Raw genomic sequence first — 20,658 nt, 5'->3', positions numbered from 1 at the left:
CGGAGTCCGGCTTCAACCGAAAGGCATGAGTAAAATCAGAACGGGTCTGTTCTTACTGATGGCCAACAGTTAAGCGTAATAAGACCTCACCGCACGGTGAGAGAGTGTATCGACGACGCGTGACAATGCGAGGGCAGCCGCGGGCGCAACATCAGCAGATGTTGGTGGCAGGTACTGACTGGCAACAGTAAACCTGGCATGGCGGTGGCCTCAGCAAAACGGGGATGGGACAGCAAATTTTGCGCAATCATGGCATTTTTTACCGGCAGGTTCAACCCATCCCGCGCGGTTAATTATGCATGATTATTGCTAAAAAATTCACTTCAGCCGGTAGCTGAACTGGCGTAATGCACCCGGTTTCGCCCGGCGTGTTTTGCCGCGTACAGCGCCACGTCAGCCTCGGCGTACAGCTGTTCAAAACGGCTGTGCTGCCCGCCCCAGCTGACGCCGAGGCTGACCGTCACCAGCCGCTCAGGCAGCACCGACAGCGGCGACATATTCAGCGAGGCGTGAATATAGCCCGCCACCACGCCCGCCTGCCCCAGCGTAGCCCCCGGTAGCAGGATGGTAAACTCTTCGCCGCCAACGCGGCCAACGCTGCCGCTGGCCGGCACCGAACGTTCAATGCGGCGGATCAGCTCGCCGATCACCGCGTCGCCGGTCGGGTGACCCCAGGTGTCGTTAATAACTTTAAAATGATCGATATCCAGCAGGATCAGCGCCGCTTCATCCAGCAGCAGCGCGTTGCTGATGCGGTTGATAATGGCGCTGCGGTTATACACGCCGGTGAGCGGGTCGTGGCTGGCTTCATACTCCAGCCGCTGCGCCAGTTCACGCAGCCGTTCATTCAGCAGGGTCAGCTCGCGCTCGGCGCGGTCGCTGCGCGAGATCACCCGCCATGATTCGCGCATCAGCCGCTGATAGTGACCGTTCAGCTCCAGCAGGGCGCTGCGGTAGGTTTCGGCGTCGCTGCCGGCGCGCGCGGCGATCTCCCGCGAGCGCTCAAGAAGGGCATTTTCATCCGTGAACAGCTCGGCCAGGCCGCTCATCCCGTTTCACCCGGATGAAAAATTACGCCGATCGCCGGAAAATCCACGCTCAGCTCCTGACCAAACTCTTCCGCCACGTCATCTTCCGCGTCGAAATACCAGTGCAGCTCTGTCGGCTGCCCCCCCTCCGCCACGCCGTTCAGCAGCGCAAACAGCCCGAACAGCATCTTGGTGCTGGAGCTGTTGAAGTAGCTCAGCGCCACGTGAATGCTCAGCATCGGCTGCGGCTGCGGCTGCTCTGCCCAGCCCTCCACCGCGGCCAGCAGCGGGCGGTAAAAGGCCGCCGCGTTCTCCGGCCAGGACTCGCCGCTCAGCGACAGCCTTCCGGCGGAAAAATCAAACTCAACGGCCGGCGTGGTCGCCGTCGCCGGAATCGAAATTGTGTGCATAGTCAGACGGTTCCCCGTTTAAAGTATCGCCTTCAGCCAGAACGCGGAGAGATCCGTCGATTCCACCCGGCGAAAAGTAAACTCCAGCGGCTGGCTGGCATCGCGCGCCAGCGTCAGTAACCCGACGTGCGCCCCTTTACTCCAGGCCGGACTTTCGCTTTGTAGCGCGTGTTTATAAGCCGCCTTAATCTCTGCCGCATCCATCGCGAGGATCTCTTCCAGGCAGCGGGTCAGCCTCGCGGCCTCGTCGCTGCGGATCAGGTTTGCGCTCTCACAAACGTAGCGCCCGTCACGGGTGCCGACGCAGATGGCCCCAAAACGCAGCTCGTCGTTGTCGCGGCACAGCGCGCGGCTGTCCGACGAGTAGCGCATGATGTTCTGCACCATCTCAACAAAGGTGGAGAACAGCCGGCGGCGCAGTGGAAACGAGGCTTCATGCTTCTCCAGATAGAGGCGGATCACTTCACCCATCGCCACCACCCCTGGCTGCGAAAAAAAACCGGTGTAGTGCAGTGCCACCGCGTCGTGTGGCGTATCCGCCAGCAGGCGGCTAAGGATTACATCGCTGGTTATCATGCTCGTTGCCCCGCGGCCCTGGTTACTCAGTATCGAAAGCCTAAAAAGGTCATATCATCACGCCGCGGCTGGTGCCCCTGCCAGCCGGCGTATGCCGCTTCTACCGCCTGCATCAGTTCGCTGGCCGGGCGGTGGCGATGGGTTTCCAGCAGCTGCTGAATGCGTTTACGGCCAAACATAATGTTGCGATCGCCGCCAACCTGATCGCTCAGGCCATCGGTGAAGGTAAAAATCAGGTCGCCGGGGCGCAGCGGCCGCTCGTGACGCGTCCACTGGTAGTCGGCCGGGGTATCGGTGTAGCCGACGCCCATCCGGTCACTGCTCAGCCAGCAGGGTTCGCCGCCGTCCGCCGCCAGCACCAGCGCCGACAGACGTGCACCGGCCCAGATCAGCCGCTGCTGCGCGTTATCGATAAACAGCACCAGCGCGTCGCAGCCGTCGTTGGACAGCGAAGTCTGCTGCGCCGCCTGCTGCTGCCCCAGCGTCTGCTTGATGTAGCCGTTGATCTGCTGCAACAGCAGATCGGGCTGGTCCGGTCCGCAGCGGGTCAGCGCTTTTTCCAGCGCCGACGAGAGGATCACCGTCATAAAGGCACCGGGCACGCCGTGACCGGTGCAGTCACCCATCAGCAGCAGCCAGCCGTGCGTAAAGGGCTTAAAGGCATAGTAATCTCCGCCGACGCAGTCGCGCGGCTGCCAGCACAGGCAGCTGTCCCGCAGCTCGCGGCTTAACAGACGTCGCGACTGGTCGAGCATCGCTTCCTGGATCACCCGCGCGTACTCAATGCTCTGCATTATCTGCCGGTGCTGCTCCGCCTGCAGCCCGGAGACGGTCTTAATCAGATCGATACCCAGCCCCATGCCGATATAGTCGCCGTTATCGGTGAGGATAAAGCCGTCGGTCAGCGACTTATCGCCGGAGGCGACCATCTGCTGCGCCACGTTTTCCAGCGTGCTTTCGGCATCGATCACCAGCGGACTTTTGTCCATAAAGGCGATGCAGCTTTTACGATCGTAGAGTTCGTGAAAGAAGGGACGGGCCATCTGCGACAGAAACAGATGGCGGTTGATTAAACCAAACGGCCTGCCCTCTTCCACCACCGGCAGCGCGATCAGCCCGTGGTGCCCGGCAAACAGCGCCATCACCGTCAGATTATCGCTTTCCGGGGAAACAACGGGCACGCGAATGCACAGCTCACGCGCGGTGTGCGGGCGCGTAGCCGGGCGGCGAGGGTCAGTGTTGCCTGATGCTAAGTCCATGATCTGTTGCCGGTTGAACAAAGTGAGCACAGCCTGGCAGGCAAATGTGACACTTTTATATCAGCCATGAAGAAAGTCAGAATTTACCCTGTTTATTCCGCCCTAACACCGAATGCCAGCAGATAAGAGGTGAAATTGTGAACAATCCGTATCGGCGACAGGCGACAGTGCGGAGGGAAAAGCTTAAGAATCGCGCCTTCTGAGCAAAAAGAGTGCAAACGAACGCGTTTTACAAAGAAAGCCGTTGACGCCCTGCGCCGGTTACGGTTTAATGCGCCCCGTTGCCCGGATAGCTCAGTCGGTAGAGCAGGGGATTGAAAATCCCCGTGTCCTTGGTTCGATTCCGAGTCCGGGCACCACTAATTAAAGAAACCAGCCTATGGCTGGTTTTTTGCTTTCTGGCGATCAACACTCTCCTTGTCCTCCGCCAGAGACGCGCAGTAGTTCCGCCGGTTGAACGATAGAACGATGGCCAGCGGATATTCATTCCGGCTGCTGTCAGGCTACCCGATGAGGGATATGAGTCACATCGCCACGCCCTGCAAGCAAACCAGCAACAGAAATATCTTCGTCCAGCGTGTCCCAGTGGATGCCCCGGGGGCTGAGTTCATAGCCGTTACGCTGTTCAGGGGAGGCATGCAGCAGGCGCGGAAACCATGCCAGCGGTACACCGAGGGTTCGGCCATCGTTAAGCTCAACCCACATGGTGACCTCATCGAAGCTGACATTTTTAGCTAAAATAGTCATTCCACGCCTCCAGAAACACCGTTTGGTTATCTTCAACAATTGCAGCCAGTTCTTTCAACGTCCTGGCGTGAAATCCATCGCTACTGGCCAGTGCCACTGAAGGTGTTAACCAGAACTTAGCTTCATTACCTGCTTTCATTACGTGAACGTGGGCAGGTTCGAGTGGATTGCCCTCGTTAGAGTAAAAAAAGAACTTAAAACCACCAATCCTTAGTATAACAGGCATGTCAGTTATCCTTAAATGCTGAACGGATTATGCATGATTTTAGAGCAACCGGCCCATTTGCTCCCCCAGACCTATACATACCTCATGTCTCACGCTGGTGTCATTCCGCATACCAGTAACGTTACCGGCCTTCACCGTCAGCAAATCCTTTCCTCATCATATTCGTAAAACACCGGATGTTCTGCGCAACAGCGTAACAGCGCGCCAATGTCGTCCACGTTCTGCTGTCAAAGACTCAAGGCCCTCAAGGCCATATCGCGTGAACCCGTTAATCCAGCGTCCGATGGAGGAGCGTGCGCAGCAGAATGTTCTGGCTACCACGCTGACACGTGCGATCATGTGCAACACAGCCAGTGATAAGCCTGCAGGCGTGCTTCTTGTCGCGAGTTTTATGAATGGTTTTCTGCATCAGGCGTCGTTCACTGCGGGGAGATTGGTGCTATGATCGACATCGCTCAGTAAAGTTGATGGTTTGTGAAGTTTGACGCTCGATCAGATCGCACAATCCAAGCTGAGTTCTCTCAAAAAGATCTACTATTCGGAATAGATGATTAGCGTCAGCTCTTTTTTGCCAGTACGTCCTGCGGAATATCCTTATCAAGGCTCAAAGAGGTAACCGCCTCTTCAGAATGAGGTTTTCTTCTTCTGCTTCAGCTCTGAAGGATAAATCCCGCAGTATTTCTTACGCCAAGTATGAAACAAGGGGTCACAAATACCCAGCTTGCTGGCAGACATCTGGTATGAACGTACCCAGTTCAGCCTGCTTAAGGGAAAAAATAATGTGCTTTTGGCAGATATCGACTTTGCATCGGCACAACCCCTGTTCAGGGAAGTGTGCATCATGCCAGAATTCTGTTTCTGAATGTAACGGAATTTCGGGTAAGGGTCAAATCTAGGTTGATTGTTTTTATAAACTTTAGTATTGATAAGCGATTACTTCACATATCTGCTAGATTCATGCCTAGCGCAGGGAGATGAATTATGTACGTAAGCAGTTTAAAAATAAACAATTACAGGAAATTTGGTCGCAATGATAATACGATTGGCTTCGTGGAAGCAAAGAGTAATAACGCTAAACACAACATCGTTGCATCCTCTACAACGCTTGTAATTGGGAAAAATAACTCAGGGAAAACCACAGTAACTAAAGCTCTGGAATTAATGGTTTCAGATTCGGAGGTTATAAATGGTCATGATTTTAACTATAACTACGCAAAGAAGATATTAAGCCGACACTTCTCTGGGAATTATGATGAAACACCAAAACTCAAGTTTGAAATTGAAATAATCTTCGATAATAGTGAAGGTGATTTCACTGGAGTCTTGGGCGCTTTCGTTGACATAAAAACCGCATTAATGAATGAAAACAAAAAAGCGAAAGTAACAGTAGAATACAAAATCAAAGACATGTCGTCATATCACGAAAAGGTAGAGGAATTGATATCATCGAGAAAAGGCGAAGACTCTGATGACCATATAACCTTTAGAAGATACTTAGAAATCATTTCAGCACTTAAATTCAAAAGAGTAATCACAAACAATGTTGGAAGAGTTGTAGATAAAGTTCTCCCCAAAAATTTAATTGACTTGCGGGTAATTTCTTCTGCAAAGAATATTCATGATAAAAAATTATTAACGAGATCTTTCAATAAAATCATAAAGTTTATGTACGAAAATAATGACGTGGATTATAAAAATATTTTAGGATTGGTTGGAAGTAATAATGAAAGCTTAACCTTAAGCATAAAAAACAAACATCAAACTGGAGTTCAATCAGTTTTGAGTAAGATCATCTCTGATAAGAAGATAGGATTGGATCTTCGTTCAGACTTAACTTTTGAAAAACTAATGTCTGACCTGGTTATTTATGAGCATAAAGATGGTGCTCATATGGTTCCTGAAGGTCAGTTTGGATTAGGATATGCAAGTCTAATTAGCATTTTAGGTGAAATAATAGACTATGCAAACCAAGGATTGAACAAAATAAAACAAAGTAGAATTAGGATATTATGTATTGAAGAGCCTGAAGTATTCATGCATCCACAAATGCAAATAAATTTTGTAAGGCATATTCAAGAAGCTCTTTTAGCGATCTTTGAACTTGCAGAAAAAAGTATAGACTCCATAAAAACCCAACTACTTGTTACTACGCACTCGTCACACATATTAAACAGTATAATACATGGAAGCGGTACTTTGGATGATATAAATTATATCCATCTAAAAAATGGTGATGCTGCAAGCTTACTTCTAAAAGATGATGAAATAAGCGACACTCCTATAGAAAAGGAACAATTCACCTTTATTAAAAAACATATTAAACATCAAGTCCCTGAGTTGTTTTTTTCAGATGCAATTATTCTAGTTGAAGGTATTACGGAAGAGCGAGTTTTAAATTATTACATAGAGTCAAATACAATTCTCAGCAGAATGCACATATCAGTATTTAGAATAGATGGTGCACATGGAAAAGTTTACGCTAGCTTAACCTCCAAATTACTAATACCAACATTAATCATCACTGATATCGATTATTGTAAAGATAAAAGCTCTATTATTGAAAACCCCTTAGTCGATTCAGGTGATAATGATGAATCTAATCAAATTAGTGAAATAAAAGAAGGGACAATTACTACCAATGCAACTCTCAAGCATTTTTTTAATTCTGATATAATTTCAAATTATCATGGCTATTATCAAAATAACAATGTGATGGTGGTTTTTCAAAAGGATAGTGTAAGCATCCGTGGAGGAAGTGATCCTATTTCTTACTATGCTACGAGTTTCGAAGAAGCTGTTATTTTAGAAAACTATAACAATCATCTACTGCACGAAGTCCTTAACTCTGTATTAGGGAAGTCTTTTCGTGATATTTTAAATAATTCCACGGATGGAGTAGTGTTAGCACATAATTCCAGCAAAATACAAAATCTTTTAGCTAAAAAGAAAAGTGATTTTTCAAATCTAATGATTTATTTACTTGTCACTAAAAATACTGACAAGCCAGAATTACCAGCTTATATTAAAGCGGGCTTGAATTGGTTGGCTAAAGAGTTAAACAATAGTGGGGCTGATGATGTCTTTTTACCTTGATAACAAACAAAAAGAAATTGAAGATAATGTCACTAAGGAAGTCAGAAATTTAATAAGGGGGAATTCTTCATTTTACTTTATTGCGGGAGCTGGCTCAGGTAAAACCTATGCTCTTATTGATGGCGTAAATGAATTTATTAAATTAAAACACACTGAGCTAAGAGCTATGGGGCAAACTGTTCTATGTATAACATATACAAACAATGCCGCTAACGAGATTAGAAAACGGGTTGGTGATGACAATCTCACTTCCATTTCGACGATACACTCTTTCATTTGGGAGACCGTAAATGTTCACATGGATGAAATGATTGAAGAACATGTTATATATTTGAATGAAGAAATTACAAGAATAAATAATGATATATATGTGTATGAGTCTGATAAAAAAGCCATTGCTAATATTCGTGACATAGGAAAGGATAATATCAGCAAGGTGGTTGAAAAAATCGCACTAAAGCAGAATGATTTTTATGATGCATGTAATCTTGGTGCCAAGGATTTTTGGGATTATTTGGCGAGAGAGTTTGGTGATGAGTTTTCATTTAAAATAAAATCAAATGCTCAGCACGTGACTCACGCATTAAAAAATTTAGTTAGAGCTAAGAAATACAAAATTTGCATCGATAAAATACTGTCAAAAGCAGAAGGCTTTGATAGTCTAAAATACTTCAGCTCCAAAAACATCGAGTCACTTAATAATAATATTATTGGTCATGATACTTTGTTGAAATATTCTTCGAGAATGTTTTGCAAATATCCTGCACTTACGAGAAAAGTGATTGATGCTCATCCTATAGTTTTTGTCGATGAATTTCAGGATTCTGAAGACTCAGTTCTTAATATTTTTCTAGGTTTGCTCGAATACTCTCAGGGAAAAAAAATTGATTTTTGTTTGGGTTTTTTTGGTGATCCTGTTCAAGCCATATACAATAATAAAATGCACGCTATGAACAAAAAAATGGCTATTGTAGGAAAAAATATAAATAGAAGATCTCATCAGACCATTGTCAACTGCATCAATAAAATTAGAGGTAGTCGTGATCTTATTCAGCAGAACCCTATTAATATTTATAGTGGTAAATGCGATCTTTCTTTCGAGGTGAGAAGCAAATCTGAATACAGCCATTCATCCATAATGCTTGAGATTGATAAATACAAGAAAAAATGGGGAATAGACTCCAATAACAAACTAACATGTTTGGTCCTTAAGAATAATATGCTTTCTGAGCTATGTGGCTTTGGTGATCTTTTCCTGCTTATCAATGACATCTATAACATTGAGTTTTCAAAGGGATTTGAAAAAGTAAGCTCGGAATTTCTTTTCTCAGAAGAAAGAAATGCTGGACGGCTTCCTATACTCCTCTACGAAATAATCCTCCCATTGTATTTAATTAAAAATAAAGAAGAGTTGTCGCTTGCAGATGTTTTTGGCGGAAATTTTCATAACTCATGTAGTCTAAATGATTTAATTGAAAGTGTGCGTTTTTTTTATGATCTTGGTTTTATAACCTTGTATGATTACATTTGTGATGCCTTAGATAAAAAGGATGAGTGTGAAAACCTGAATAATAAGTCCATTAAAATAATTGAATCTGTAATTCCATTCGATACACAAGTTATTGAACACCTCATAAGTGATATTTACAATAAATGTAAATTTAAAAAAGACGAAAAAACAAAAAAATTAATTAGAAAAGTTCTACTAACAGATATACACCAGTTTTATCGCTGGTTAGACTTTTTGTTTCAATCAATCTCAAAAAATGACACAGATTATTTGACCTGCCACTCGTCTAAAGGGCTTGAGTTTGATAATGTTATAGTTTTCCTAGATGATTCTTTTAATAGAAATGAAACATACATCTCCGCATTCCTTCAAGCAGATATTAATGAGATTTTAGATGATCCTTTAGAATCGGCACGAAGAATAGTTTATGTTTCATGCTCTCGTGCAATAAAAAATTTACGAGTGTGTTTATACACTGCCACAGGTGAAAATATCGAATCAACCAAAGGAATTTTTAACTCTATTTAATTAAATTCAAATCAACCAGTAAAAAAAACCAAATGGGATTTGTGTTAAAATTAATCACCAGCGCACCGGCGCTACCCATTCAAGGCACTTTGGTTTTTGCGAAGCTGCCCAGCCGCTTGTTTGGGTACACCAGCACGCCACCAAACAGCAAAAAAATATGATTTCCCGGGCTACGTTTATGTGTAAAAACCCACCCAACGGTTTGTTTAATTTCCGAACAGTTACGAGGCGTATATACTCGCAGTATGTCTTACTCAGGAGATCGACCATGAAACACCGTGTCAGCGTTACCGTGGACAAAGACCATTATCAGGTATTGAGTGATTCCGGGATCAACGTCTCTGGGCTGGTGAACGATGCGATTGGCAGGGAAGCTCGCCGCATAAAGTCTGAAGAGTGGAAAAAGGATAATCGTGAGGGAATGGAGGAAGTCGCTAGGTTCATCGCACAGAATGGCTCATTTGCTGATGAAAACAGGAGCTGGTGACTATACAGTTCTTTCTTTATGCGTACAAACGTGCCAGCAACTACAAAATGTTCATTTGCGTGCAAAGTGATATTTTCGAAACACCGAAACGTAGGATGGTCATTCAACTTATAGAATCGCATCATCTCTCTGATAAAGTGAATAAAATCCTTTTTCCTCAGATGTGAGTCAATGGCGAAAACTTTAGGCTGATGATAACCGAGCTATCCGGTGTCCCAATGGACGTCATTGGCGGAGCAATTGCGGATCCTAGCGAATACGCAGATGATATTAAGAATGCTGTTAACCTCATGTTCTGGGAGATTTTATAAGCTGTCCGCTTTAACTAGCCATAAATTCATCACAAAAAAACACAATAAATATTTTCACTACACATCCCTGTTACGAATATTTAATCCTCCCAGCTGAGTTCTCCCACGCATTCGGCACAATTATCTGCAAACGCCTTCCACCCACATGCCGTTTTCTGTCTGATTCAGGGCGAAAACCATCTGTTCCTCGGTATAACGCAATTTTTTCGTAACAGATGACCTCATTTGTACTGAAAATGCCGAAAGCCCAATGAGAATCAACGCGTGCTGCGAATGCTGGCACGCAAACCGGGTGATACGGATCACCCAATTACCGGGTAACATAAGCCACCCGCCCCTTTTGCGCTGCCAGCCCCTGCCCCCTCCCCCTCAGCTCAAATCCACCTGCTTATGCCCAAAGAACCACGTCACCCCAAACCCGGCGATCCAGGAGATGGCGATCCCTGCCGCATACACCGCCATGCCGGCCCCGATCCCCTGTGCGGAGGTCATCAGCGGCAGCGCCACCAGCCCGGACGGGCCAAACACGGTATTCAGGCCCACCGGCAGCCCAAGCCAGGCGACCAGCCCGATAAAGAAGCCGCCGCAGGCACCGCCGATACAGGCGGTAACGAAGGGTTTGACGCGCGGCAGCGTTACCGCGTAGATCAGCGGCTCCCCTACCCCCAGCAGACCGGGAACGAGCGCTCCCTTCACCTGGTTGCGCAGCAGCGAGCCTTTTGCAGAACGGCAGTAAAGCGCCAGCGCCGCGCCCACCTGGCCGCCGCCGGCCATCGCCAGAATCGGGAACAGCGAGTTGAAGCCCTGCGCATCCATCAGCGCAAAGTAGACCGGGATAAAGCCCTGATGCACGCCAAATACCACCGCAATCAGAAACAGCCCGGCGAGAATGGCGGTGCCGAACGGATTGCCGTTGAGGTGCAGGAACAGCCACGACATGCCCTTAAACAGTTCTCCGCCAATCGGCATAATCAACGTAAAGGTCAGCGCGCTGGTGATCAGCAGCGTCAGCGTCGAGGTAAGGATCATATCCAGGTTGTCCGGGATCACCTTACGCAGCTGACGCTCCACCCAGGCGCCGAGAATAGCGGCCAGCAGTACGCCGATAATATTGCCGCGCGGATCGATGGGTAAACCGAAGAAGTTATCGGTGCCGGAGAAGGTGCCGGTGGTGGCCGCCGGGTTGTAGCCGAGCAGGAACAGCGCGGCGATAATCGCACCGTTGACGCCGGAGCCGCCAAACGCCTTCTGCGCGTTATAGCCAATCAGGATCGGCAGGAAGGTAAACAGCCCCTTACCGAACAGCTTCATCCAGGCGACGATATGCACCACGGTGGCATTGCGTTCACTTTCCGCCACGCCGGCCAGCAGCCCCTGTTCGATTAAGGTCGCGAAGCCCAGCAGCATGCCGGCGGCGATAAACCCCGGGATCAGCGGGGTAAAGATGGTGGCAAATTTAGCGAGGAACTGATGCACCGCGCTGGTCTGTTTTGCCTTCATTTTCCGTTTGGTGTCACCGGCCAGCGCCGCTGCGCTTCTGGCTTCGCCAGCCACCGCGAGGTCACCGCCCGCAGCACCGGCGGCGCGATCCTCACCGTCCGCCAGCATCGCGTTCATCATCTCTGCGGCGGTCTGCGCTTTGCCAGGGCCAACAATGATCTGCAGCTGGTCGTCGCTGTTGATCACTCCCAGTACCCCCGGTAACGCTTTGAGCTTATCCGCCTGGATCAGCTGGTCATTATGCAGCGTCAGGCGCAGGCGGGTCATGCAGTGCCCGCAGAGGCGGATGTTACCGGCACCGCCGGTCAGCTGCAGAATGTCCGCTATCAGCTGTTGGTTTATTTTGGCCATCACATACTCCCGGCGGCGGGTGCTGAAACCCGTGGAAAGAAAATCACTCGAGGAATAATCTATTACAAGTTAAATTTCACAAAGGAATATTTAATTCCTTTGCAAAAAGTGTGATCGCCATCGGCAGGACAGAGAAATAAGCTCCCGCGTTTCTGCCGCCGGTCTGAGGCACTGTTTTAGTGCGGAGCCCTGGTGCACCTCTGCCGCTGCTGCACCTTTACCCTCGCCTGCCACACCCATTTTTCGCCTCGCCGCTCACCTTTCTCTCCCTGGCACACTTTATGCAGTTTGTTCTCCGGGCTCCTGAAACAAGGAAGGGATGATGAATAAGAACTATGAAACAGCGCCGCACTTTTATGATGAAATGGTGCTGAGCAATGGACACTACCGCCCACACTATCGGGAATACTGGCAGTGGCTGCAGCAGGCTGACCGGCAGGCGGTGGCGCGTAAACGTGAAGAGGCCGAGCTGCTGTTTCACCGGCTGGGTATCACCTTTAACGTCTACAACGATGATGGCGGGGCGGAACGCTTAATTCCCTTCGACAGCGTGCCGCGGATCATTCCGGCCAGCGAGTGGGCGATGCTGGATAAAGGCATCCGCCAGCGGGTGCAGGCGCTCAACGCCTTTCTGCACGACATCTACCATCAACAACATATCCTGAAAGCCGGCATCGTCCCCGCCGAACAGGTGCTGGTGAACGACCAGTACCAGCCCTGTATGCAGGGCATCAATCTGCACCGCAATCTGTATGCGCATATCGTCGGGGTGGATATGGTGCGTAACAGCGACGGTGAGTGCTACGTGCTGGAGGACAACCTGCGCACCCCGTCCGGCGTCTCCTACATGCTGGAAAACCGTAAGATGATGATGCGGCTCTACCCGGAGCTGTTCGCCGACCAGCGTATCGCGCCGGTAGAGCGCTACCCGTCGCTGCTGCTGCAGACGCTGCGCGAGAGTTCACCGGTCAACGATCCGGTGGTGGTGGTACTGACCCCAGGCCGTTTCAACAGCGCCTACTTCGAGCACAGCTTCCTCGCCCAGCAGATGGGGGTGGAGCTGGTGGAGAGCGCCGATCTGTTCGTGAAAGACGGCGCCCTGCTGATGCGCACCACGGCCGGCCCGTGCAAGGTGGACGTGGTCTACCGCCGGGTTGATGACGCGTTCCTCGACCCGCTGGCCTTCCGCGCGGACTCGATGCTTGGCGTACCCGGCCTGCTGTCGGTGTACCGCAGCGGCAACGTGGTGCTGGCTAACGCCATCGGCACCGGCGTGGCGGATGATAAGTCGATCTACCCCTATGTGCCGGACATGGTGCGTTTCTACCTGAATGAAGATCCGATCCTCAATAACGTACCCACCTGGCAGTGTCGCCGCCCGGATGAACTGTCGTGGGTGCTGGCCAACCTTGAACAGCTGGTGGTGAAGGAGGTGCACGGTGCCGGCGGCTACGGCATGCTGATCGGCCCGGTGGCCAGCCGGCAGGAGCTGGCAGACTTCCGCGCGCGCCTGCAGGCCAAACCGCACAACTACATTGCGCAAAACACCCTGGCGCTCTCCACCTGCCCGACCTTTGTTGACCAGGGGCTGGCACCGCGCCATATCGACCTGCGGCCGTTCGCCCTCAGCGGCGCGGAGATCCGGCTGGTCCCCGGCGGGCTGACGCGCGTGGCGCTGACCGCCGGTTCGCTGGTGGTCAACTCGTCGCAGGGCGGCGGCACCAAGGATACCTGGGTTCTGGAGGATGACGCATGCTAAGCCGCACGGCCAGTGGCCTGTACTGGATGGCGCGCTATTTAGAGCGCGCCGAGAATATTGCACGGGTGCTTGACGTCACCCACCGCCTCTCCCTGATGCCGGTTCGCGGCAGCCTTAACGATGAGCTGCGCGTGCCGCTGAACCTGACCAACACCAGCGACCTCTACTGGTCGGTCAACGATCGGCTGGCGATGCCGCAGCTGTTCAGCTTTTTTGCCCTCGACGATCGCAACCCCGGCAGCATCTATAACTGCTGGCAGGCCGCGTGGAATAACGCCCATGCGGTGCGCGGCAGCCTCTCTTCTGAACTGTGGGAGAGTATTAACGCCAGCTGGCTGGAGCTGCGCAAGCTACGGCGCGGAGGGATCGACGGCGGCGGGGCCGACGCCTTCTTTGACTGGGTCAAAGCGCGTTCACACCTGATCCGCGGCGCGATGTTCGGCACGCTGATGCGCGGTGATGCGATGAGTTTTATCCGCCTGGGCACCCTGCTGGAGCGGGCCGACTGTACCGCCCGCCTGCTCGACGTCTATCAGTACCTGACCGACGCGGATGATGACACGGTGCGCGAATACTACCGGCTGGATACGCTGCTGCGTTCGGTATCGGCGCGCGAGGCCTATCACACCATCTACAGGCAGCAGCTGGCCGCCGACGGCGTCAATGAGATGCTGATCCTGCGTGAGGAGAGCCCACGATCGCTGCGATCCTGCGTGGAGGAGATCGCCCGCCAGCTCGATTTGATCGGCGGCAGCGGGGACGATCGTCCGCGCTATCTGCTGACGGTGCTGCATGCCCGCCTGCGGTTCAGCAGCTGGCCGTCGCTGCAGAGCGACGGGCTGCACGTCTGGCTGCAACGTTTTCTTGCTGAGCTGGCAGAGATCGCCGACAGCATTCATCACACCTATCTTGAGGCGAAGTAAGATGAAACTGACCATTGAGCACAAGACCTGCTTCAGCTATCAGCATCAGGTTAAACAGAGCACCCAGTACCTGCGGCTGACCCCGCAGGACTCCAGCCACCAGCAGATTATCTCGTGGGAATTACAGCTGCCGGACCAGGCGGTGTGCACCACCGACGCCTATGGCAACGTGCTGCACGTGCTGACCCTCGACCGTCCGCATCAGCAGATTGAGATCGCCGCGCGCGGCGTGGTGGAGATAATCGAAGGCGGCGATCGGTTTGCGCCAGCGGACGACAGACTGTCACCGCTGGTGTTTCTGCGCCTCAGCCCGCTGACCCAGCCGGATACGGCCATCCGGGAATTTGCCTGCCGTTATTATCGCGAAGAGGCGCCGCTGGCCAGCCTTGAACGCCTGATGGGAGAGCTGCTGTTGAAGATGCCCTATCAGCCCGGCAGCACCCGGGTCACCGACAGCGCGGCCGAGGTGTTTGCCGCCGGCAGCGGCGTCTGCCAGGATCACAGCCACGTGTTCCTCGCCTGCTGCCGCAGCCTGCAGATCCCGGCGCGCTACGTCAGCGGCTATCTCTACACCGATAATGTGGAACATGTCGCCACCCATGCCTGGGTGGAAGCGTGGCTGGACGGCCACTGGCACAGTTTTGATATTACCAACAACACCCGCAACGTTCGTCAGCACCTGCGGCTGGCGATCGGCGTTGACTATCTCGACGCCTGCCCGGTGCGCGGCATGCGCATCGGCGGCGGCAGTGAAGAGATGCAGGCCGTGGCTGCGGTGCAGCAGATGGCTTCCCAGCAGTAATTTTTATCGGATAAATTATGACCTACTGTGTGGCAATGCGTTTATCGTCAGGGATGATTTTCGTTTCCGACTCCCGCACCAATGCGGGCGTTGACCATATTTCGTCGTTTCGGAAGCTGCACGTTTTCCAGCGGGATGGAGAGCGGACGCTGGTGCTGCAGAGCGCCGGTAATCTCGCCACCACCCAGAGCACGCTCAGCCTGCTGCGGCGCGGCTGTGAAGATGACGGCGCGCCAAACCTGATGAACTGTACCAGCCTGTACGACGTGGCGCTGCTGGTCGGCGACACGCTGCGCGCGGTTATCCAGCGTGACGGCGAGGAGTTTGGCGGATCGCTGATGCTGGGCGGGCAGATCAAAGGGGAAGCCCCGCGGCTGTTCCAGATCTATCCGCAGGGCAACTTTATTGAAGCCAGTACCGACACGCCCTACTTCCAGATTGGTGAGAGTAAATATGGCAAACCGATTATCGATCGGGTGCTGCACTATCACACCCCGCTGGAACAGGCGATGCAGTGTGCGCTGATTTCAATGGACTCAACGCTGGCGAGTAATATCTCGGTGGGCCTGCCGCTGGACGTAATGATCTACCCCGGCGACAGCTTCAGCTGCGAGCAGCAGTACCACCTGACCGAGAAGCACCCCTACTTTTCACAGCTGCGTCAGCGCTGGAGCAGCGGCCTGCTCAGCGTCTTTTCACAGCTGCCGCCGTTAAAGCTGGAGGAGTAAGAGAGACAAGGTAAAGGAGGCAGAATTTCAGACCGTCTGAACGGGTATCTCCGACCGGAAATACCCGTTATTGATTAATCCGTTTACTCCACTTCGATCGAAGACAGCAGCGCGTTCTGAATAATGCGCTGCGCCAGCATCGCGTCCTGCTTATCCTGCGCGGCCTGCAGCGCCGGGATATCCAGCTTGTCCAGCGCGCGGTAGATATGCTTGAGGAAGCGGATCGACAGCTTGGCCGCCTCCACGCTGTCTTCGCGGAACGGGAACTGGTCGAGCTGCCAGACGCCGTCCCAGTTGTTGATCTTCAGCACGTAGAAGAACTCGAAGATCTCGGTCATATGCACGGTGCCGACCACCAGGTCATCATCCCAGCCGCGCAGGTTGTCGTTTACGTCCATGCCAAACAGGCGGCCACGATCGATAATCAGCTGGGCGGAGTCCGCCGGCGACTCGCCGCCAAACAGCGCGTGGCCGAAGTCGAGCAGCACGCCAACGTTATCCAGGCCAATTTCCTCAATGCCCAGCAGAGTGCGCGCCGCCGAGTCCCAGGTCATTTTGACGCGCGGTTCGCGCGGCTTGTACTCGATGGCAAACTTCACGTCCGGGTTGGCCGCCGCCAGCTCGCGCATGCCGTCCACCGCCAGCGCCCACAGCTGCTTGTGGTTGACCTGGAACGGATAGTCCCAGCCGTCCTGCCCCGGCCACACTTTCACGTAGCTGGCACCCAGCTCACGCACCACGTCCGCCGCTTCGTTCATCAGCTTCAGCGCGTCGGCACGGGCCACCGGGTCCGGGTTGGTAAAGGCACCGCGTGACCATTTACGCAGGTAGATCTCGGGGGTGATGCCGATCGCCTGCAGGCCGGCGGCGGCCAGCGCCTCTTTTACCTGAGCCACGGTCACGCCCGGCGAGAACGGGTACGGCACATCGACGTAAGAGAGGTCGCCGACCTCCGCCGCCAGCGCGATCTGCTCCAGCGTGCTTAACGCCGGGCCGTAGCCATCCACCGCGTAACGGTCGATATAGTTGGCGAAATGCCATAAACCTGCGCCAAACTTCGGATAGTTGTAAGTGCTCATCGTGGTTCTCCATTAGCGGCTAAATGTGTTTGCCTCAGCGCAGCTGCGGCGTTATCAGTCTGTAGTCTGTTAGCAGTGTGCCGTTGCCCTGTTTTCTCAGCCCGGCCTTGCCGCCCCGCCCTCTTCAATCAGGGCCTTCTGCGCCACCACCGCGGCCTTCTGCTGCATGCGGTTCTGCATCTGGTCGATAATCACCGCAATAATGATCACGATGCCCTTAATCACCATCTGCCAGAACTCGCTGACCCCCATCATAATCAGGCCGTCGGCGAGGAAGCCGATGACAAAGGCACCGACCAGCGTGCCGAGGATGGTGCCGCGCCCGCCGGCCAGCGAAGTACCGCCCAGCACCACCGCGGCGATGGCGTTCATCTCAAACGAACTGCCGTTGGCCGGGTGGCTGGCCACCAGCTGCGAAGAGACCACAATGCCGGCGATGGCGGCACAGAGTCCGGAGAGCGAATAAACGAGAATTTTCACCCGCTTCACCCGCACGCCGGAAAGCTCTGCGGCACGTTCGTTATCACCGATGGCGTAGACCTGGCGGCCAAACGGCAGGCGGCGTGCGATGTAGGCAATCACCAGCGCCAGCACGATCATCATCCAGATGGCGTAAGGCAGGCCGAAGAAGTAGCCGGCCCCGATCTGGTCAAAGCCGGTATTGCCCAGCTGCGGATTGCCCTGCAGGCCGGGGAAGGTTTCACCGCCGGAGGTGAGCATCGCCGCCCCGCGCAGGATGTACATGGTGCCGAGGGTGCAGATAAACGGCGCAACGTTATAGCGGGTAATGATCCAGCCGTTGGCCGCGCCGATCAGCCCACCGATCAGCAGCACGACCGGCACAATCACCCACACGCTGGGAAAAATAGCGATGCCGAACATCGGCAGCACGATGCCTTTGGTAATCATCCAGCCGGCGATCATCCCGCACAGCCCCAGCGTGGCACCGATCGACAGGTCAATGCCGGCGGTGATAATCACAAAGGTGATGCCCAGCGCGAGGAAGGCGTTGATGGCGATATGTTTGACCATAATCACCATGCTGCCGACGGCGAGAAAGTCCGGCACGGTGATGGCAAAAAAGCCGACGATCAGGATCAGGGCGATAAAGGTACGCATTTTTAACAGCAGCAGGATCAGACTCTCCCGCGAATTAAACGCTCTGGCCGCCGACGCGGGCAGCGCGGTGCCTTGACTGGTTTTCATCTCAGAACCCCTTTGCACTTGCTTTGACCAGCGCCGATTCTTCAGCGGCGGCACGTGGAATATCGGCGGTCAGCTTGCCGCCTGACATCACCAGAATACGGTCGGAGACCGCCATGATCTCTTTCAGATCCGAGGTGGAAAACAGAATGGCGATCCCCTGCTGCGACAGCTGTACCATCATGCGAAACACGTCGGCCTTGGCCCCTACGTCAATACCGCGGCTGGGTTCGTCCAGCAGCAGCAGATTGGGGTTGGTAAGCAGCGAGCGGCCAATCACCACCTTCTGCTGGTTGCCGCCGCTCAGCGCGTTGATGCTGACCTCCGGCGAGGAGACTTTGATCGAAAGATTGCTGACCGTCTCCGTCACCACCTCCTGCTCCTGCTGGCGCGAGATAGCAAAACGGTACTGCAGCCGCTGCCACAGGCTGCCGATGGTCAGGTTACTGGCCACCGACGACACCGGGAAAATGCCGGTACGCTTGCGGTCTTCCGGCACCAGGCTCATGCCCATGCGGATACGTTCGGCGGTATCCAGGCGCTGCGGCACCGGCTTGCTGTCCAGCCAGATCTTGCCCAGGTAGTTACGCTGGGTGCCGAGCAGGCACTCAAACAGCTCGGTGCGCCCGGCCCCCATCAGGCCGTAGATGCCGACGATCTCGCCGGCACGCACGTTAAAGGAGACGTTATCCACCAGCGCATTGCCCGCAGGGCCGACGCAGGTAATATTTTCCGCCTCCAGCACCGGCGCGCCAAACTGGCGATCGTCGGTCAGGAAGCTGGTCACCGGCTCGCTGCCGAGCATCTCCCGCACGATCCACGGCACGTCGATCTCGCTGACCTGCGCTTCCGCCTGAAAACGGCCGTCGCGCAGAATGGTGATCACATCGCCGATCGCCATCAGCTCTTCCAGCCGGTGGGAGATATAGATGATCGACACGCCCTGGCGGGTCAGTTCGCGGATCACCCGGAACAGGATCTCCACTTCGGTTTTGCTCAGCGCCGAGGTCGGTTCATCGAGGATTAAAATATCGGTGTTTTCCGCCAGCGCCTTGGCGATCTCCACCAGCTGCTGCTGGCCCACTTTCAGGTTCGCCACCAGCTCGCGCGGCGAGATCGCCTGGTCCAGCCGCTGCATTAACTCGGCGGTGCGCGCTTCCTGGGTCTTTTCATCAATCGGCCGCAGCCCGCTTTGCAGTTCGCGGCCGAGAAAGATGTTTTCCGCCACCGACAGGTTCTCAAACAGGTTCAGCTCCTGGTGTACCATGCCGATCCCGAGCGCGGCCGCCGCCCGGGTGCTGTTCAGCTGCACCTGTTTGCCGTTAAGCCAGATCTCACCGCTGGTGGGCGGTTGTACCCCGGCGAGGATCTTCATCAGCGTCGATTTACCGGCGCCGTTTTCACCAATGATCACGTTGACCTTGCCGCGCCAGACGCGGTAGTCAACGCGGTCCAGCGCCAGCGTGCCGGGGAACAGCATCGACATCGCCCGCGCCTGCAGAATAATCGGATCGAGATCGCTCATTAGGGCGCTTCCTGTTTCATGCTGACGGCGACCACCTCAGGCGGCTGGTTCGGCTGCATCAGCACCGCCAGCACCAGCTGCACCGGTTTACCCACCCAGCTGGCGTCCACCTCAGGCAGCTGTTTCACCGCCTGGCGATTCAGCGCTTTGGTCATCTGCGCAAACTGCACCTGGTTGGTGAACTCTTCAAAGCGAAAACCGGCCGCATCACGGATCGCATTGCTACGCACTACCGGGCCAATCAGCACCGGCACCGCTTCTCCGTTAATGGTCACCGTCAGTTTCCGCTCGCGATCTTCCGCCGGGCTGACGGCGGTCACCGTGCCGCCGGCGCGAACAAAGACGCTTTCGCTGGTGCCCGTTTTTACCGTTGTGGATTTGGTTTTCATATCGGCCCAGCCCAGCGCACGATCGGCTGAGGCTTGCAGTACCCGCGGTTCCCAGTTCTCTTCGGCCACCTGTTGCGGCGTCTGGCTGCTGAATCCGGCTTTAGCGGTCGGATCCTTTGGAAGGATCGGTTGCCCGTTCGCATCCAGATCGACCACCGTACAGCCGCTCAGCAGCACGGTAGCGACCAGCAGGCCGGCGAAGGAGAGTTTCATCACCATCATCG

Annotated in this window: 18 protein-coding genes, 1 tRNA gene and 2 pseudogenes; 9 read left to right on the top strand and 12 right to left on the bottom strand. The window is 53.4% G+C overall.

Annotation, left to right across the window (positions count from 1 at the left end):
- Nucleotides 1-323: 323 nt before the first annotated feature.
- Genes ASF13_RS01580 through ASF13_RS01565 form a run of 4 tightly spaced genes read right to left on the bottom strand, consistent with a single transcriptional unit; the run spans nt 324 to nt 3,273 of the window.
- The gene (locus ASF13_RS01580; RefSeq protein WP_056231731.1) at nt 324-1,049 is read right to left on the bottom strand and encodes a GGDEF domain-containing protein; all 726 of its coding nucleotides are present in this window, start codon (nt 1,047-1,049) and stop codon (nt 324-326) included.
- Nucleotides 1,046-1,438: a DUF1987 domain-containing protein gene (locus ASF13_RS01575; protein ID WP_056231730.1), complete on the bottom strand. Its 393-nt coding sequence runs from the start codon at nt 1,436-1,438 to the stop codon at nt 1,046-1,048. Before ASF13_RS01575 ends, ASF13_RS01580 begins: the two co-directional genes overlap by 4 nt.
- A gap of 18 nt (nt 1,439-1,456) precedes the next feature.
- The gene (locus ASF13_RS01570) at nt 1,457-2,014 is read right to left on the bottom strand and encodes a SiaB family protein kinase (RefSeq protein ID WP_056231727.1); all 558 of its coding nucleotides are present in this window, start codon (nt 2,012-2,014) and stop codon (nt 1,457-1,459) included.
- Between the two features lie 26 nt (nt 2,015-2,040).
- Nucleotides 2,041-3,273, bottom strand: a complete 1,233-nt coding sequence (locus tag ASF13_RS01565) for a SpoIIE family protein phosphatase (RefSeq protein WP_056231725.1) — start codon at nt 3,271-3,273, stop codon at nt 2,041-2,043.
- Nucleotides 3,274-3,556: 283 nt separating this feature from the next.
- Between ASF13_RS01565 and ASF13_RS01560 the strand changes: the two genes are divergently transcribed.
- Nucleotides 3,557-3,632 (top strand) — tRNA-Phe (locus ASF13_RS01560).
- A gap of 139 nt (nt 3,633-3,771) precedes the next feature.
- On the opposite strand, the gene ASF13_RS23115 is transcribed toward ASF13_RS01560, so the two are convergent.
- The 3 genes and pseudogenes from ASF13_RS23115 to ASF13_RS24840 all read right to left on the bottom strand — a co-directional run.
- A complete protein-coding gene (locus tag ASF13_RS23115; RefSeq protein ID WP_072166254.1) occupies nt 3,772-4,020 on the bottom strand; it encodes a DUF2442 domain-containing protein in 249 nt (82 codons plus the stop codon).
- Nucleotides 4,004-4,246, bottom strand: a complete 243-nt coding sequence (locus ASF13_RS01550; protein WP_056231720.1) for a DUF4160 domain-containing protein — start codon at nt 4,244-4,246, stop codon at nt 4,004-4,006. Before ASF13_RS01550 ends, ASF13_RS23115 begins: the two co-directional genes overlap by 17 nt.
- A 183-nt stretch (nt 4,247-4,429) precedes the next feature.
- A pseudogene (locus tag ASF13_RS24840) lies at nt 4,430-4,698 on the bottom strand (IS630 family transposase); the annotation flags it as partial.
- Between the two features lie 529 nt (nt 4,699-5,227).
- Between ASF13_RS24840 and ASF13_RS01545 the strand changes: the two are divergent.
- The 4 genes and pseudogenes from ASF13_RS01545 to ccdB all read left to right on the top strand — a co-directional run bounded on the left by ASF13_RS01545 (nt 5,228) and on the right by ccdB (nt 10,175).
- Nucleotides 5,228-7,339: an ATP-dependent endonuclease gene (locus ASF13_RS01545; RefSeq protein WP_056231717.1), complete on the top strand. Its 2,112-nt coding sequence runs from the start codon at nt 5,228-5,230 to the stop codon at nt 7,337-7,339.
- On the top strand, nt 7,323-9,377 hold the full coding sequence (locus ASF13_RS01540) for a UvrD-helicase domain-containing protein (protein WP_056231714.1): 2,055 nt from the start codon (nt 7,323-7,325) through the stop codon (nt 9,375-9,377). Before ASF13_RS01545 ends, ASF13_RS01540 begins: the two co-directional genes overlap by 17 nt.
- Before the next feature lie 268 nt (nt 9,378-9,645).
- Nucleotides 9,646-9,864, top strand: coding sequence for a type II toxin-antitoxin system antitoxin CcdA (ccdA, locus tag ASF13_RS01535; RefSeq protein ID WP_056231711.1), 219 nt, complete (start codon nt 9,646-9,648; stop codon nt 9,862-9,864).
- 2 nt (nt 9,865-9,866) lie between these two features.
- Nucleotides 9,867-10,175 (top strand): annotated as a pseudogene (gene ccdB, locus ASF13_RS01530) (type II toxin-antitoxin system toxin CcdB).
- Between the two features lie 369 nt (nt 10,176-10,544).
- Here the strand turns inward: ccdB and murP are convergent.
- A complete protein-coding gene (murP, locus tag ASF13_RS01520; protein ID WP_056231707.1) occupies nt 10,545-12,026 on the bottom strand; it encodes a PTS N-acetylmuramic acid transporter subunit IIBC in 1,482 nt (493 codons plus the stop codon).
- Nucleotides 12,027-12,348: 322 nt separating this feature from the next.
- Here murP and ASF13_RS01515 point away from each other — a divergent pair, with 322 nt between their 5' ends.
- The 4 genes from ASF13_RS01515 to ASF13_RS01500 are packed head-to-tail and all read left to right on the top strand — an operon-like array spanning nt 12,349 to nt 16,238.
- Complete coding sequence (locus tag ASF13_RS01515; RefSeq protein ID WP_369814343.1) at nt 12,349-13,785, top strand: circularly permuted type 2 ATP-grasp protein; 1,437 nt, start codon at nt 12,349-12,351, stop codon at nt 13,783-13,785.
- Complete coding sequence (locus ASF13_RS01510; RefSeq protein WP_056231702.1) at nt 13,779-14,708, top strand: alpha-E domain-containing protein; 930 nt, start codon at nt 13,779-13,781, stop codon at nt 14,706-14,708. Before ASF13_RS01515 ends, ASF13_RS01510 begins: the two co-directional genes overlap by 7 nt.
- Nucleotide 14,709: 1 nt before the next feature.
- Nucleotides 14,710-15,510, top strand: coding sequence for a transglutaminase family protein (locus tag ASF13_RS01505; RefSeq protein WP_056231699.1), 801 nt, complete (start codon nt 14,710-14,712; stop codon nt 15,508-15,510).
- Nucleotides 15,511-15,527: 17 nt separating this feature from the next.
- On the top strand, nt 15,528-16,238 hold the full coding sequence (locus tag ASF13_RS01500) for a proteasome-type protease (protein ID WP_056231697.1): 711 nt from the start codon (nt 15,528-15,530) through the stop codon (nt 16,236-16,238).
- An 83-nt stretch (nt 16,239-16,321) separates the two neighbouring features.
- Here ASF13_RS01500 and ASF13_RS01495 read toward each other — a convergent pair whose 3' ends face one another.
- The 4 genes from ASF13_RS01495 to ASF13_RS01480 all read right to left on the bottom strand — a co-directional run bounded on the left by ASF13_RS01495 (nt 16,322) and on the right by ASF13_RS01480 (nt 20,656).
- A complete protein-coding gene (locus ASF13_RS01495) occupies nt 16,322-17,317 on the bottom strand; it encodes a sugar phosphate isomerase/epimerase (RefSeq protein WP_056231694.1) in 996 nt (331 codons plus the stop codon).
- A 96-nt stretch (nt 17,318-17,413) separates the two neighbouring features.
- Nucleotides 17,414-18,523: an ABC transporter permease gene (locus ASF13_RS01490; RefSeq protein ID WP_056231691.1), complete on the bottom strand. Its 1,110-nt coding sequence runs from the start codon at nt 18,521-18,523 to the stop codon at nt 17,414-17,416.
- Between the two features lies 1 nt (nt 18,524).
- Nucleotides 18,525-20,045 carry a sugar ABC transporter ATP-binding protein gene (locus tag ASF13_RS01485; RefSeq protein ID WP_056231689.1) on the bottom strand — a complete coding sequence of 507 codons (1,521 nt, stop codon included), beginning with the start codon at nt 20,043-20,045 and terminating at the stop codon, nt 18,525-18,527.
- A complete protein-coding gene (locus tag ASF13_RS01480) occupies nt 20,045-20,656 on the bottom strand; it encodes a DUF2291 family protein (RefSeq protein WP_235514923.1) in 612 nt (203 codons plus the stop codon). The genes ASF13_RS01485 and ASF13_RS01480 overlap by 1 nt, the downstream gene beginning before the upstream one ends.
- Nucleotides 20,657-20,658 lie beyond the last annotated feature (2 nt).

This window comes from Erwinia sp. Leaf53 (assembly GCF_001422605.1).
Taxonomy (GTDB): domain Bacteria; phylum Pseudomonadota; class Gammaproteobacteria; order Enterobacterales; family Enterobacteriaceae; genus Erwinia.
This window is presented reverse-complemented; position numbering and strand designations above follow the sequence as displayed.

Coding starts and splice junctions, on each gene's coding strand:
- ASF13_RS01580 (WP_056231731.1), bottom strand. CDS start 1,049: ATGAGCGGCCTGGCCGAGCTGTTCACGGATGAAAATGCCCTTCTTGAG.
- ASF13_RS01575 (WP_056231730.1), bottom strand. CDS start 1,438: ATGCACACAATTTCGATTCCGGCGACGGCGACCACGCCGGCCGTTGAG.
- ASF13_RS01570 (WP_056231727.1), bottom strand. CDS start 2,014: ATGATAACCAGCGATGTAATCCTTAGCCGCCTGCTGGCGGATACGCCA.
- ASF13_RS01565 (WP_056231725.1), bottom strand. CDS start 3,273: ATGGACTTAGCATCAGGCAACACTGACCCTCGCCGCCCGGCTACGCGC.
- ASF13_RS23115 (WP_072166254.1), bottom strand. CDS start 4,020: ATGACTATTTTAGCTAAAAATGTCAGCTTCGATGAGGTCACCATGTGG.
- ASF13_RS01550 (WP_056231720.1), bottom strand. CDS start 4,246: ATGCCTGTTATACTAAGGATTGGTGGTTTTAAGTTCTTTTTTTACTCT.
- ASF13_RS01545 (WP_056231717.1), top strand. CDS start 5,228: ATGTACGTAAGCAGTTTAAAAATAAACAATTACAGGAAATTTGGTCGC.
- ASF13_RS01540 (WP_056231714.1), top strand. CDS start 7,323: ATGTCTTTTTACCTTGATAACAAACAAAAAGAAATTGAAGATAATGTC.
- ccdA (WP_056231711.1), top strand. CDS start 9,646: ATGAAACACCGTGTCAGCGTTACCGTGGACAAAGACCATTATCAGGTA.
- murP (WP_056231707.1), bottom strand. CDS start 12,026: ATGGCCAAAATAAACCAACAGCTGATAGCGGACATTCTGCAGCTGACC.
- ASF13_RS01515 (WP_369814343.1), top strand. CDS start 12,349: ATGAATAAGAACTATGAAACAGCGCCGCACTTTTATGATGAAATGGTG.
- ASF13_RS01510 (WP_056231702.1), top strand. CDS start 13,779: ATGCTAAGCCGCACGGCCAGTGGCCTGTACTGGATGGCGCGCTATTTA.
- ASF13_RS01505 (WP_056231699.1), top strand. CDS start 14,710: ATGAAACTGACCATTGAGCACAAGACCTGCTTCAGCTATCAGCATCAG.
- ASF13_RS01500 (WP_056231697.1), top strand. CDS start 15,528: ATGACCTACTGTGTGGCAATGCGTTTATCGTCAGGGATGATTTTCGTT.
- ASF13_RS01495 (WP_056231694.1), bottom strand. CDS start 17,317: ATGAGCACTTACAACTATCCGAAGTTTGGCGCAGGTTTATGGCATTTC.
- ASF13_RS01490 (WP_056231691.1), bottom strand. CDS start 18,523: ATGAAAACCAGTCAAGGCACCGCGCTGCCCGCGTCGGCGGCCAGAGCG.
- ASF13_RS01485 (WP_056231689.1), bottom strand. CDS start 20,045: ATGAGCGATCTCGATCCGATTATTCTGCAGGCGCGGGCGATGTCGATG.
- ASF13_RS01480 (WP_235514923.1), bottom strand. CDS start 20,656: ATGATGGTGATGAAACTCTCCTTCGCCGGCCTGCTGGTCGCTACCGTG.